The sequence below is a fragment of the Helicobacter zhangjianzhongii genome, assembly GCF_030249855.1.
GTDB lineage: Bacteria > Campylobacterota > Campylobacteria > Campylobacterales > Helicobacteraceae > Helicobacter_B > Helicobacter_B zhangjianzhongii.
In genome coordinates this window covers 1-14036 of sequence record NZ_JANURN010000002.1, presented here as the reverse complement: position 1 = coordinate 14036, position 14036 = coordinate 1, and the positions used below count along the sequence as shown (strand labels likewise).

10 protein-coding genes and 2 pseudogenes are annotated in these 14036 nt (G+C 47.7%); 6 read left to right on the top strand and 6 right to left on the bottom strand.

Translation table 11 applies throughout. The features are described 5' to 3' along the window. The first annotated feature begins 74 nt into the window (after window positions 1-74). From maf to NYG90_RS01780, 3 genes are read left to right on the top strand one after another with little or no spacing between them, the layout of a single operon-like run. Window positions 75-659: a septum formation inhibitor Maf gene (maf, locus tag NYG90_RS01790; protein ID WP_285256687.1), complete on the top strand. Its 585-nt coding sequence runs from the start codon at window positions 75-77 to the stop codon at window positions 657-659. Next, complete coding sequence (ccoS, locus tag NYG90_RS01785) at window positions 656-1828, top strand: cbb3-type cytochrome oxidase assembly protein CcoS (protein WP_285256688.1); 1173 nt, start codon at window positions 656-658, stop codon at window positions 1826-1828. The genes maf and ccoS overlap by 4 nt, the downstream gene beginning before the upstream one ends. After that, the gene (locus NYG90_RS01780; RefSeq protein WP_285256689.1) at window positions 1825-3186 is read left to right on the top strand and encodes a UDP-N-acetylmuramoyl-L-alanyl-D-glutamate--2,6-diaminopimelate ligase; all 1362 of its coding nucleotides are present in this window, start codon (window positions 1825-1827) and stop codon (window positions 3184-3186) included. The genes ccoS and NYG90_RS01780 overlap by 4 nt, the downstream gene beginning before the upstream one ends. A 27-nt stretch (window positions 3187-3213) precedes the next feature. On the opposite strand, the gene NYG90_RS01775 is transcribed toward NYG90_RS01780, so the two are convergent. The 3 genes and pseudogenes from NYG90_RS01775 to NYG90_RS01765 form a co-directional block, all read right to left on the bottom strand. Next, window positions 3214-5175, bottom strand: a complete 1962-nt coding sequence (locus NYG90_RS01775; RefSeq protein WP_285264619.1) for an ATP-binding cassette domain-containing protein — start codon at window positions 5173-5175, stop codon at window positions 3214-3216. Beyond that, window positions 5172-6179, bottom strand: a pseudogene (locus NYG90_RS01770) (ABC transporter permease subunit); the annotation flags it as partial. The gene NYG90_RS01775 and the pseudogene NYG90_RS01770, both read right to left, overlap by 4 nt. Before the next feature lie 569 nt (window positions 6180-6748). Next, window positions 6749-7366: a DJ-1 family glyoxalase III gene (locus NYG90_RS01765; protein ID WP_285256691.1), complete on the bottom strand. Its 618-nt coding sequence runs from the start codon at window positions 7364-7366 to the stop codon at window positions 6749-6751. A 307-nt stretch (window positions 7367-7673) separates the two neighbouring features. Here NYG90_RS01765 and NYG90_RS01760 point away from each other — a divergent pair, with 307 nt between their 5' ends. Next, on the top strand, window positions 7674-8204 hold the full coding sequence (locus NYG90_RS01760) for a hypothetical protein (RefSeq protein ID WP_285256692.1): 531 nt from the start codon (window positions 7674-7676) through the stop codon (window positions 8202-8204). A gap of 75 nt (window positions 8205-8279) precedes the next feature. Here the strand turns inward: NYG90_RS01760 and NYG90_RS01755 are convergent, their stop codons facing one another. Then, complete coding sequence (locus NYG90_RS01755; protein ID WP_285264618.1) at window positions 8280-10193, bottom strand: hypothetical protein; 1914 nt, start codon at window positions 10191-10193, stop codon at window positions 8280-8282. A gap of 203 nt (window positions 10194-10396) precedes the next feature. On the opposite strand from NYG90_RS01755, the gene flgH reads away from it, so the two are divergent. Further along, window positions 10397-11176: a flagellar basal body L-ring protein FlgH gene (gene flgH / locus NYG90_RS01750; RefSeq protein ID WP_285256694.1), complete on the top strand. Its 780-nt coding sequence runs from the start codon at window positions 10397-10399 to the stop codon at window positions 11174-11176. A 10-nt stretch (window positions 11177-11186) separates the two neighbouring features. Beyond that, on the top strand, window positions 11187-11963 hold the full coding sequence (gene pseF, locus NYG90_RS01745; protein WP_350338541.1) for a pseudaminic acid cytidylyltransferase: 777 nt from the start codon (window positions 11187-11189) through the stop codon (window positions 11961-11963). An 18-nt stretch (window positions 11964-11981) separates the two neighbouring features. Here pseF and NYG90_RS01740 read toward each other — a convergent pair whose 3' ends face one another. Then, window positions 11982-12251: a TRL domain-containing protein gene (locus NYG90_RS01740; protein ID WP_115010912.1), complete on the bottom strand. Its 270-nt coding sequence runs from the start codon at window positions 12249-12251 to the stop codon at window positions 11982-11984. An 80-nt stretch (window positions 12252-12331) separates the two neighbouring features. Beyond that, window positions 12332-13537: pseudogene (locus NYG90_RS01735) on the bottom strand (argininosuccinate synthase); the annotation flags it as partial. Between the last annotated feature and the right edge of the window lie 499 nt (window positions 13538-14036).

Sequence of the window (14036 nt, the reverse complement as noted above, 5' to 3'; positions counted from 1 at the left end):
CCAATAATCTCGCCAAGACAATCACATAGCGTATAATAGCGATCCCAAAATGCCACTAGAATCTAGGAGCGATTATGAGAGAGCCACTTATCCTAGCGAGCCTTAGCCCCACGCGTGCGCGGATATTGCAAGAGTGGGGCATAGCATTTAGCCAAATGGATAGCGGATTTGATGAAGAGAGCCTAGAGATCAGCGATCCTGCGAAGTTTGCCTATATCGCTTGTATGAAAAAGCTAGAATCCACTTTAGCACTTTTGGACAAAAGGGGCAAGCTCACTAGCGCGCTAGATTCTGGGGTGCTATGTGCAGATAGCGTGGTAAGTGTCAATGGCAAGCTACTGCGCAAAGCTAGAGATAAGCAAGAAGCTAGAAATATGCTAGAATTGCAAGATTCCAAGCATATAAGTATCCTAACAGCCCTAGCCTACCAAAGCAAACGCGCGAGCTTTGTGGATCTAAGCGCGTGTGTCTTGGAGCTAGGCAAATTTGAGCCAAGCGATATGCTAGGCTATGTGGATTCTCTAGCGTGGGTGGGCAAAGCTGGCTGCGTGATGATAGAGGGCTTCCACAAACGCTATATCCGCAGGCAAATCGGGCTAGAATCCAGCGCGTTAGGACTTAGTATAGAAAAGCTTGTGAGATTCTTGGAGCTAGTATGAATACCCCTATTATTACCATTATGCTGCTGGTATCACTAGGGATAGGGCTAGTGGGGCTAGTGGTATTCCTCTGGGGCTTGCGTAATGGGCAGTTTGATGATGCGCATAAAATCACGCACGGCGCGCTATTTGATAGTATAGAGGATCTAAACCTAGCCAATGCCATAGCTCAAAACCAGCAAGCAACCCCCAATCCCAAACACAAGGAGTCAAAAATGGAGCATTACACCATAGCAGTCATAGGAGCAGGACCCGGAGGCATTAGCGCAAGTGTGGAAGCCACGCTTAAAGGACTCTCTGTCATCTTGCTAGAAAAGGGCGCAGAGCATAATGCCACACTGCGGAAATTCTACAAAGATGGTAAGCGCGTAGATAGAGACTACAAAGGCGATAAAGTCGAGCTTGTAGGCGCGATAGATTTCAGCGATACAAACAAAGAAGGCGCGCTAGCGATGTTTGATAGCCTGCTAGAAAAGCACGCGATCAATGTCGCTTATAACAACGATGTAGAATCGATCCAAAGACAAGCAAATGGCAGCCTACTTATCCGCACAAGTGGCAATCACTCTATAAGCGCGGATTATGCGATTATCACCATTGGCAAAATGGGGCAGCCCAATAAGCCTAGCTACAAAATCCCTCCAGCGATTTTGCGCCAAGTCAATTACAATGCCTCTAGTATCCAAGCAGGCGAGCGGCTACTGATCGTAGGCGGTGGGAACTCCGCTGTGGAATACGCTATCGACCTCTGCGCCTCGCACGATACCACGCTAAACTACCGCCGCACCGAGTTTGCAAGGATCAATGATACAAACAAGCAAGAGCTAGAAAAGGTCATAGCAAGCGGCACGCTAAAGACAAAACTAGGCGTGGATATAGAGAGCCTAGAAGAGCAAGGGGGCAAGATTTGTGCGCATTTTAGCGATGGTAGTAGCGATGTGTTTGACCGCGCGATTTATGCCATTGGCGGCTCTTCGCCGGTGGATTTTCTTAAAAAGTGCAATATCGAGCTAGATAGCAACAATCTCCCCATAGTGAATGAGCATTTGCAAACTTCTGTGCAAGGCGTGTTTATCGCTGGGGATATTGGCTTTAAATCTGGGGCGTCTGTGGCTATGGCGATCGCCCAAGCAGAAAAGATCGTTTCTCATATCGCAGGTCATAAGTGAAAATCACTAAGCCTTGCGTGTATCAAGGCGCAGCCTACACGCATTTAAGCGATGATAGCAGAGAGCTAGACTCTCACACACTCTTTGTCCGCACGCCACTAAATGCGGCTTTCACGCCAGATCACCCCAGCATAGAAGCAAAGCAGCTAGCAGAGCTTTTTGCCCCACTGCCCAAAATCATCGGCATAACCGGCACCAATGGCAAGACCACGACCGCCGCGCTTATCTACTCACTCTTGCTTGATCTTGGCTACTCGTGTGCGCTAGTTGGCACGCGCGGAGTGTTTGCTAATGACAAGCAGCTTAAGCCAAAGGGGCTTACCACGCCTTGCGTGCTAGAGCTGTATGAGATTTTGGCTATGGTTGGGAAGTGTGCATTTGTGATTATGGAAGTAAGCTCGCACGCGATCGTGCAAGAGCGCATTGCTGGCATTCACTTTTCTATAAAAATCCTAACCAACATCACAAGCGACCACCTAGACTACCACAAGACCCAAGCCGAATATATCCGCGTGAAAAATAGCTTCTTTAGCGATGATGGCTGCAAAATCATCAATGCCGATGAGCCGCACGCTAGCTATAATCGCCACAACGCCCACACCTATGCCATAGAAGCAAACGCCCACCTAAAGCCAAACGCTTATAGCCTAGATCACGCCATCACCGCGCATTTATCCTATACCCCAGCTAGCAGAGCTAAAGACTCTCTAGAGCACGCTATCATACAAGCCCCCCTATATGGCAAGCACAATCTCTACAATATCCTAGCCGCATTGCTTTGTGTCAAGCTCATCGCCCAAAAGCCCCTAGAATCCTGCGCGGAGCATTTGGAGCATTTTGGCGGTGTGGAGGGGCGTATGGAGGTAGTAAGCAAAGATCCTTTGATCATCGTGGATTTTGCCCACACACACGATGGTATGGAAGCGATATTTACAAGCTTTATAGGCAAAAATATCGCCGTAGTCTTTGGGGCTGGAGGCGATAGAGACCCCACCAAACGCCCCAAAATGGGCGCAGTGGCGTATAAATACGCAAGCAAGCTCTACATCACAAGCGATAATCCACGCAGTGAAGATCCTACACGCATTATCAACGATATTTTACAAGGCATACCCAAAGATCCTAAAAAGCCCGTGTATATTGATATTGATCGGCGTGCTAGCATACAAAAAGCCGTAGCGGAGCTAAAAATGGAGGAGCTAAAGAAAGGGGAGCCAAAAATGGAGGGGTTAGGAGGAGATTGGGTGCTGCTGGTGCTAGGCAAGGGCGATGAGACTTATCAAATCATCGGTGATGAAAAGCGGCATTTTGATGATAGGCAAGAAATCCGCGCTGCCCTGCAAGCCCCGCTTCCATAGCTCTCTCCCCCCACGGAGCAAATCAAGCTAAATCCTAGCCCTAAGCAACGCCTGCGTATAAGGGTGGCTAGGTGCGCTAAAGACTTGCGCAAGCTCTCCTTGCTCTATCACCTGCCCGGATTCTAGCACCAGCACACAATCACACATCGCCTCTATCACGCTAAGATCGTGGCTTATGACAAGATAGCTTAGATTAAGCCTTTGCTGCAGGTCTAAAAGTAGCGTGATAATGTCTTTTTGCGTGCTTTTATCAAGTGCGGAAGTAGGCTCATCAAGCAGCAAAATCCTAGCCCCACTTGCCAACGCCCTAGCGATACACACCCTTTGGGCTTCTCCACCGCTAAGAGTAGCACTATATCGGTAGGCAAACGCCCTAGATAGCCCCACTTGCTCTAAAATCTGCATAGCTTGTAGGGGGCTAGATTTTTTGGCATTTTGGCTTTGCAGGGCTTCTTGCACGATCTCTAGCACGCACATTCGCGGATTAAGCGCGGCTAGAGGGTCTTGGAAAACGATTTGCACCATAGAGATAAACGCCCTATCGCGCCTTTTATCCGTGTAGATGAGCGGATCTTTTGACTCGGTGGGATAGAGACAAAGCTCACCTAGCTGCCCCTCTAGCCCCAAAATCCCAAGGGCTAGGCTAGACTTTCCACTCCCACTAGCCCCAATTATGCCCACACTATCGCCCATTTTTAGGGCTAGATTGATGCCTTGCACGGCTGGGATTTTTTGCTTTGTGAAGAAGCCTTTAGTCGTGTGATATGCGCCAAAATCTTGCAAGCGTAGGCATACTTTTTGTGTATCGGCGTTGGCTTTTTGCGCGCTTTTGGGGGATTCTGCGGCGGGGACTTGCTCATTTACGCCGAGTAAAATCCCTTCGCCCCCGCCTTGAAAACCCCCAAAATCATCGCAAAATCCTTCCGCCTGTGGCGTGGTTGAAATTGGGGCATTTTGGGTAAAAATCCTAGAATCCTGTGCGGAGTTTTCTACATTTTGGGCGTTATCCCTAGAATCCACTTTTTGCGTATCGGTATTTTTATCGTCATTGCGAGCCGCTGTGGTAGCAGCGGCGTGGCAAAACAAGGGATACCGCTTAGGCTGTGCCGATGTTTCTTTAGAATCCATAATTTTTGCAGCAGCAAAATAATCATTACTAGAATCCACTTTTTTATTTTCGGCAGATTTTTCACACTCGGCTTGTTTGTCTTCTTCAAGGATTTTAAGATTTGCAGTGGGGCTTTTGGATTCTAAGATTGCGGAGCTAGAATCCCTCCCAAAATGCCCGCAGATTTGCCCTCCCTCCATCACATACCCCCTCTCCGCAAATCTCCCCATCAAGCCCAAATCGTGGCTGATAAGCACGATCGCCATTTCTGTAAAAGAGGCTAAAAGCTCTAGAATCTGGCTTTGTATATGCGCATCTAGGGCTGTTGTAGGCTCATCACAGAGTAAAATCTTTGGTCGTGCTAGGATCATCATCGCGATACACACCCTCTGCGCCTGTCCGCCGCTAAGCGTGTGGGGCAGGCGGTGCTTTAGGCTAGATTCTAGCCCCACGGATTCTAGTGCGTCATCAATAATGGCGTTGTAGTGCGATTTTGGCGTGTGGGGCAGGTGCAAGGCACACATTTCACCTAGCTGCTTTGCTATGCTATGTAGCGGATTTAGGGCGAGCTTGGGGGATTGGGGGATATAGGCTATGCCTTTAGCGCGGATCGTGCGCCATAGAGGCGAGCTGATAGGGCAGGCGGCGAGATTTGCCTCAATGCCTTGTAGCGTGATACTTCCGCGTATATCACTGCCTGCCACTAGCCCCATAAGCAGCTTTGCTAAAAGGCTCTTCCCACTACCAGACTTCCCTACTATGCCTACGCGCTCATTTGCCCACACTTCTAGCGATATATTTTCTAAGGCAAAGTCCCCAAATCGCGCGCACAAATCCCGCACGCATAGCACAGGCGCGCTAGGCTTTAGGGCAGACTTCATCGGGGCTGTGCGCTAGGGTTTAGCGCGTCTCTCACGCCCTCGCCGATAAAGCACAATAGCGATAGCAGCAACGCCACTGCGCTAAAGCCGCTTAGGGCTAAATGCGGGGAGGCAAGGTTGTTTTTACCCTGCTCTAGTAGCTCGCCTAGGCTCGCACTCCCCACAGGCATACCAAAGCCCAAGAAATCAAGCGTAACAAGCGTGCCGATACTCCCCACCATAAGAAAAGGCACATAAGCGATCGTCGCTACACAGGCATTTGGCAAAATATGCATAAGCATTATCCGCATATCGCTAGCCCCCAAAGCACGCGCCGCCTTGACATACAGGCTCTCGCGCACTTTGAGAAACTCCGCGCGCACAATCGCACTAAGGCTAATCCAGCTAAACGCCAGCACAATGCCTAGAATCCACCAAAAGCTAGGTGTGATAAAGCTTGAGAGAATGATGAGCAAAAACAGCAGCGGGATACTTGCATACACCTCTATCCCCCTTTGCCCGATGAGGTCAAGCAGCCCTCCATAATACCCCTGCAAGCCCCCAATAGCAATGCCAATCACCACGCTACACGCGCTTAAAATCAGCCCAAAGGCTATGCTTGTGCGCACACCATAGATAAGCCGCGCTAGCACATCTCTGGCTTGATCATCTGTGCCCAGCCAATGCCTAAGAGAAGGGGGCGTGGGCGCAGGGGTGTGCAGATCTAGCACGATAGTATCATAGCTATAAGGGATAGGGGCTTTTAGCACAAAGCTATCGCGCAAAAGCTCTTGCATATATGGGTCATTATAATCAGGCTCGGTGTCAAAGTCTCCGCCAAAGGTGGATTCTGGGTAGCTCTGCCACAAGGGGAAGTAAAAATGCGCATTATGGTAGATGAGCAGGGGCTTGTGGTTTGCTAGCAAGGGAGCTAGCAAGGCTAGGAGACAAAGCGCGGCAAAAAGATAGAGCGAGATTCTAGCGCGAGTGTTTTTGGCGAAGGTGTGCCAGCGATTTTGCCATAGGCGGAAGCGGTAGCTCTGTGTGAAATCGCTAGAATCCTTTGCTGGCGTTTTTACACTTTGGACTTTAAGCCTAGAATCCACTTTTTTATTGTCATATTGAGTCGCAGGCGAAATATCTCCGTCATTGCGAGCGGTGCTTGTGCTTGTGTAAGCGTTGTTTTTTCTGTCATTGCGAGCGGATTGAAAATCCGCGCGGCAATCCATTTTTTGTGGTTTTTGCGCGTTGTTGCTTGTGGATCGCCACGCCACTGCTAGCGCAGTGTCTCGTAATGACGAAATTGGAGCGTTGTGTTCAAACAAGGATTCTAGGGGGTTTGCATTTTGAGCATTTTTCTTAGAATCCGCTTGCGCGCCTTTGTGGATCGCCACGCCGTGCTGGCACACGGCTCGCGATGACAGAAATGGAGCATTAAGCCTAGAATCCACTTTTTTACTATCGGCGTTGTTTTTTCTGTCATTGCGAGCGGATTGAAAATCCGCGCGGCAATCCATTTTTTCTGCGCTAGCAAAATCCCTAGAATCCACTTTTACACTAGAATCCACTTTTGCCAAGCCTTAGAGCTGCCATATCATATAGCATACGAATTAGAAGGGGGCATATCTAGTAGCATCTCTTTTTTCACCTCTTGTGCGCGATCACTTCCTAGCAAGTAGCACACAATCTCTAGGGCAAAAAACGGCGCGCTAGCAGGACCAGAAGCGGTGATCTGGGAGTCGTGCGTAAGGACACTTGTTTGTTGATAGCGCAGATTTGGGGCTTTAGAGCTCTCATAGCAAGAAGACTCGCAGCCCGGATAGCAAGTAAAATATCCTTGCAGCACATTGGCGCGTGCTAGCACGATAGGCGCGGCGCAAATAGCAGCGATAAGTTTTTTAGCCTTAGCAAAGCTCTGCAAAATTGCCCTAATCTCCGCGCTTGCGCTAAGATTTTCCATCCCTCTAAGCCCGCCGGGCAGGGCTATGCCGCTTAGGCGATCTAATACACTAGAATCCACTTTTGCTAGATCGTGTGGCGCAAATATCTCTATATCGTGCGCGCCTTTATACGCCCTAGCTCCGCTCACTCCAGCTAGCAGCACCTCTATCCCACTTCGGCGCAAAATATCCACCACACTCACACACTCAATCTCCTCAAAGCCATCAGCCAGCGGGACTAAAATGGATTTTACTTGATCTGTTGCTTGCATAATCACTCCTTGCTTTATGTGCGAGCATTGTAGCTAAGATTTAAAAATACACGCGCAAATAAAGCCTGATGAGAGTAGTTGAACGCTTTCTTACATAGCAAGCAGGCTTTAGATTAAGGGGCAGATACGCTTATCTTCACGCTCATTTGCTTTGCCCTACTCTATAAGGCAAACGACACAAAGTAAAGTGGCTTTGTGCTTGGCGCGCGCTTTGCTCTATGCTTGTGGCTGCTTGTTTTTTTTTTTTTTTGTGATAGGGTTGCGCTCTGCGTTTTGGCGCAGAATTTTACTTACTAAAGGGGATAAAATGGATATGCAAGAGCTAGTGAAAAAACATATAAAATTTACAAGTCAAGGGGATTTTATAAGAAGTGTAAAAACACTTAAGGCTAGATATAACCTTAGCGATAGTGAAGCAGAAGCTTTTGCTAATAGCAATGAAATGGAGCATATTAAGCTTATGAAAAGTAAATTTACACACAAACAATCTAGTGCTAAAAGACAAGGCATAAAGTTTGGATTCAAAGATTTTCAGGAATTTTATTATTGGTATGAAGCTCAAGGGGATAGGTGCTATTATTGCAATACGGAATTTGCATTGCTAAAAAAAGTGTTTGCTAAGGAGCTTTTAGATTCAAAAAAGTTTAATAGCACACCACATATAGAGCGTAAAGATTCTAATGCTGGGTATAGTGTTGATAATTGCGTGCTTACCTGCTCTTTATGCAATAACGCTAAGAGTGATATGATGAATGCGGAGAACTTTAAAAACTATTTTGGTAAGGCGATAGGGAAGTTTGTCGCTGATTTATATAGTGATGTCATCACAAATAAATAAGATTCTATACAAAAAGAGATAGACAAGTTTAGCACATAGATTCTACAAGAGCCGCGCATAGGCAAGCTTGCCGCGCTACTCCACGCGGCGGATAGCAATGATGTCTTTTGTATAGCCATAATGCCGCATAAAATAGCTTATATGCTCGTTTGGATAGCCCTTTGGATCGGTGTTTAGGCGTTGAAGCTCAAGGCTGTATAAAGCGATGTCTTTGCTTGTTAGAGTGATTTCATCTTGTCCTTTTGCTTGAGCTTCTACAAAAAGAGTGATGAGATTATAGGGGGCATTATGCGCTGGATAATACTTCTTAAAAGACTCTTCATACACTCTAGCTGAAGCAATAAGCAGGGTAAAGATAAGCACCACAATGCCAAAATTACCCGCCAAGGCAAGCGCACCATTACGAGAGTGTCGCCACAAAAACGCCACGCCAAAAAGTGCGCAAAGCACGAGCAAGACCAAAAACCACACGGCATTCACTCTAATCGCGCTAAACCCCACAACCCCTATAAGCCCAACTACCAGCATAGCAGCACTCAAAGCTAGCTCTGGGGCAAGCCTTTTGCGTATATGCTGCCACGCAAGCACCATAAGCAGCACGCCAGAAGCGATCAGCACCCACTGCAAGGCGATATGATTGCTTGCAATAAGCTCTGCTAGATAGGACTTGATATTGCCCAAAGTGGTGGTGTCTTGTATGATTTCTTGCTGCCATTTCCCCCTGCCAGAGACATAGGTCAAAAGCGTAGCGACAAAAGGCATAGCACATAGCAATGCGCAGTAATACCACACCATAGCACTAATACCCCTAAACCCCCTGCTAAGCAGGAGCAAAAAGCTAAGCCCAGCGATAGATAGCGTGCTTGGCTCATTTTGAAAGCACGCGCAATAGCTAAGCACAAAGACAAATGCGATATGCATAGGAAGATTACGGCTAAAGCGCACTTCCTTGCCAAATACAAAATAATACCCCACAGGCAAAAACGCCAGCAACGCCACCCCAGCACTCCACACATACGCCGCCATATTGACAAAGTTAATAAGCGTAAAAAGCACAAATACCACAAGCGATACCAGCACAAAAATCAGCCTAAAATCTCGCCTTTGATTGATCCAATACACAAGCACGCTAGCCATACAGCTTATAAGCAAATACGCACACACGCTAAAAAACGCCGCCATAATTTTAAAAGCCGCTACAACTTCTACACCAAAGCTTACTAGCACTTCGCCAAAGGGGCGCATACTTGCTACCATCAGCACATCAGCGATATGTCGCCCCCTTTGCCAGAACCACCCTTGAAGCACGCCCGTAAAATCCAGCGGACTATAAAATGCCGGATAAGTAGAGCTATAAATCCAATCATCGCCCACAAGTGCGCATAAAGTCGCCCTAGAAGCGATCAAAGCACTAAGCCCTACCACATACAAGATAAACGCGATTGTGGGGAAATCCCACCTAAGTCGCAGAGCCTGTGTAAGGCTATAATCATACACATATATCACACTATCACTAGGCTTAAAAAGTGTGGGTATATGCGATATTCTAGCTAGATAAACACGCACGCTACTTTGGAGCAAAAGCATTATAAGAAGTAGCGCGAGCAAGCCTATCGCCACAGCCCTGTAAAATTTCTTCTGTATGCTTAGTGTGTAGATGAGTCCCTGCTCACTCAAGCCCTGCAGCACGCTTGGTGCAAGAAGCGAGCCTGCTACAAACTGCCCTACCCCCTTTCTAGCAAAAGTGATAGACTCTATATGTGGATCAAGTGCGATAGCACGCATTGCATAAAGGCGATTATGTGTGAAAATTTTGCCACTAGGCACAAATGTAAATACATAAATAAAATGCGTAAATTTCTGTGCCCTAGCATAAGAGGCAAACTCATCAACCCCAGCAAATTCATCAGCTTTTTTGACTGCGGAGTTGCTAGCTAGCGTGCGCTCTATATCTAAAGTGATCGTGCTAAAAGTCGCACTCCTTTGCACACTCCCAATGCTATATGCAAGCCCCAGCCCACAAAGGACACAAATAACTACTAATATATATATATATATATCCGCGTTTGCCCATAACTACCTCCTACATAAAACAAGCGCGCAATCATAGCATATACTTCGCTAAGGCTTGGCGCAGTGAGTGGAACGCCCTTTGCTTCAATCCTTACCAAACACCACTAAGGATAGCCTAAATGAGCATTGTAAGGACACAGCCAGCACACACAGCCAAAAGCCCTAGAATCCAGCTCCGCCCATCACGCAAGGCACGCGCGATCGCCGCGCTAATCACACTAGCTAGCGCACTAAGCCTAGCCCAAGCCCTAAGCCCAGAGATCGACTTCAATCCCCCAAATTATGTCGAGGAAATGCCTAGCAAGGAGTTCCTCCCAGCTCCAGCTCAAGCAGGCTCACTCTTTGGGCAAGGCGATCGCCCACTTTTTGCCGATAGGCGAGCTATGCGCCCCAATGATCTTATCACCATAAACATCGATGAAAGCTCCAATGCCTCTCTCTCTAGCTCCAAAGACTACACAAGCACAAGCGGTGGCGCGATCAACGCCCCTGTGCTAGGCTATAACGGCAGCGATGAGCAAGCCGCCAAAGACACCCAAGATCTCAACAACCAGACCAACTACACCCTGCAAAAAACCGCCGATAACTCCAACTTCAAGGGCAGCGGACAGCAAAGCCGCAATGACGCGCTGAAATTCTCAATAACCGCTAGAATCCTAAAAGTGCTAGAAAATGGCAACTACTTCGTCTATGGGCATAATGAAGTGCTAATCGATGGTGAAAAGCGGCTAGTAACCATTAGCGGCGTGATCCGCCCCTATGACATAGAGCGCGATAATAGCATTTCATCAAAGTTTATCGCAGACTCCAAAATCGCTTACACAAGTATCGGCGCGATCGGACAGACCAACCACAAAAAAGATGGCACACAAGCCATAGAAGATGAATTTCCTTTCTAGATTCTAGCCCTTGCGCACCACCGCCCCACATATCACCTCAAATACCGCGCTAAATACCGATACTTCACATACTAGCGCGCCAAAGATCATCGCCCTAATCCCTGCGCGAAGCGGAAGCAAGAGAATCCCGCGCAAAAATATCAAGCCCTTTTGCGGCAAGCCCATCATCGCCTACCCTATCACAACCGCGCTAGAATCCAAGCTTTTTTCTCGTGTGATTGTTAGCACGGACTCACAGCACATAGCCGATATTGCCCAAAGCTATGGGGCAGAAATCCCATTCCTACGCCCAAGCTCTTTAAGCGATGACTTCACGCCCACTGCCGCTGTCGCCGCACACGCAGCACAAGAGCTAGGGCTAGATTCTAGCTCTAGCGATGTGCTTTGTGTGATCTACCCCACTACCCCACTTTTGCAAGCAAGCTTTCTTGCACAAGGCTTGCAGGCTCTGCTAGATTCTAGCGCGGCATATAGCTTTGGCGCACTAGAGTATAGCTACAATCCTTATAGAAGCTTTGTCATTGATGAAGGTAGCCCCACTATGCTTTTCCCCGAGCATTATCACAAACGCTCACAAGACCTCCCTAGGATTTATCACGATGCAGGGCAGTTTTACTTCGGGCGAGTGTGGGCGTGGCACGATGAGCTAGCGATTTTCGCGCCGCACTCTCGCCCCATTGTGCTGCCCCACTCCCTAGCCCACGACATCGACACGCTAGAAGACTGGAATCTAGCAGAGCTAAAGTTCCGCGCCTTTATGGATTCTAGCTCCGCAACACTTAGCTAAAGGGTTTTCTAGTGGATTCTACTCACCTGTAACAATTGTCGTGCGCTTGGTGTAAATATAGGGGAAGCCATTGCGAGCGAAATCTGTGGTAGCGATTTTCTCTATCCCGCCATTGCGTGCAGCCGCTGCGATCGTGCAGTCCCCAAAGTCAAAAAAGTAGAAAAAGTTCTTGCAAATCCCAATGCCTGTTTTCTTACTACTTGCCATACCTGTGGCACTGCCTGGCGTATAGACCGTGCCGCAGCCACAGAGTAAAAACGCCAGCACAAGCGCGAGATTTTTATGCATTATTTTTGCTTCTTTTTGGATTCTTTTTTGCCTGATTTTTTCGCCCCTGATTTATCAAGCTTTTTGGTGGATTTTTTAGACTTTTTGTGAGCTTTGCCCGCGATGATAAAGCGCAGGGCATTGAGCTTGATAAAGCCTGCGGCATCTTTTTGATCATAGACGCTATCTTCTTCAAAGGTGCTATATGCCGCGCTAAAGAGCGAGTTGCTAGACTCCCGCCCTAGCACCATTACACTGCCTTTATACAGCTCTAGGCGGACAAGTCCATTCACGCTTTTTTGCGTGGTGTCGATGAGAGCTTGCAGGGCTTCTCTCTCCTTGCTAAACCAAAATCCATTATAAATAAGGCTCGCATAGCGCGGCATAAGCTCATCTTTGAGATGTGCTTCTTCTCTATCAAGCGTGATGGATTCTATCGCTCGATGTGCTTTTAGATAGATCGCACCGCCCGGAGTCTCATAGCAGCCGCGCGATTTCATACCCACAAAGCGATTTTCCACAAGATCAAGCCTGCCTATGCCGTGCTTAGAGCCTAGCGCATTGAGCTTTTGCCAGAATTTTGCAGGACTTAGCTTTTTGCCATTTATCGCCACGCCATCGCCGTTTTCAAACTCTATGGTGATGACTTCAGGCGTATTAGGGGCATTTTTAGGGCTGACACTCCACCGCCACATACTCTCTTCTGGAGCTTGGCTTGGGTCTTCGAGATTTTGCCCTTCATAGCTGATGTGCAAGAGATTTGCGTCCATTGAGTAGGGGGACTTTTTCTTCGCATTTTCAATGGGGATTCCAGCCTTTTTGGCATAGGCTAGGAGCTTTTCTCGGCTATTTAGATCCCACTCTCTCCACGGAGCTATGACCTTAATCTCCGGGTCTAGCGCATACGCCCCTAGCTCAAAGCGCACTTGGTCATTCCCCTTGCCTGTCGCGCCGTGCGCGATCGCATCGGCACCGACTTTTTGCGCGATTTGCACAAGTCTTTTAGCGATCAATGGGCGTGCGATACTTGTGCCTAGCAGATATTCCCCCTCATAAATCGCATTAGCACGAAACATTGGGAAGACAAAATCACGGATAAATTCTTCTTGCAAATCTTCTATGAAGATGTTTTTTGCCTTAATGCCAAGCTTTAAGGCTTTGGCGCGTGCTGGCTCGACTTCTTCCCCTTGCCCAATATCTGCGGTGAAGGTTACCACCTCGCAGCCATAAGTATCGCCAAGCCATTTTAAAATCACGCTTGTATCAAGCCCACCACTATATGCTAGCACTACCTTTTTGATCGCCATTGCTACTCCTTTGAATTTATGATGATCGATTATAGCAGATACTTTGGGGCTTGTAGTAGAATCTAGCTGTGTTTGCGTAGATGTAGTTGTGCTTAAGACTTTGTGAAAAGGGCGTGCTGGCTTGAGGCTAGAGATGTAACTTTTGAGCTAAATCCTAGAATCCACTTTTGCAAAACTAGATTCTGGGTTTGTTTTATGGATCGCCGCGCTCGTTTCACTCGCTCGAGATGACGGAAAAAACGCGGCAAGTCAAAAAGTGGATTCTAGTGGGAGAGTGGATTACTAAAGAAACTTCGCTGCGCTTGTTTTGGGGCAGGAGCTACCTAAGCGGTAATGACTGCCCCAAAATTTTAGCAATCAAGTAAATGCCTACCCAAGAGCGAATCGCTTGTGGCTATACCTTTTTCTTGTTTGCATCATCTAATATCGCCTTGGCAATCCCTGATACATCTTGTGAGATTTGTGAGCTAGCATTGGCGATAGAGACATTCTCTTGGGT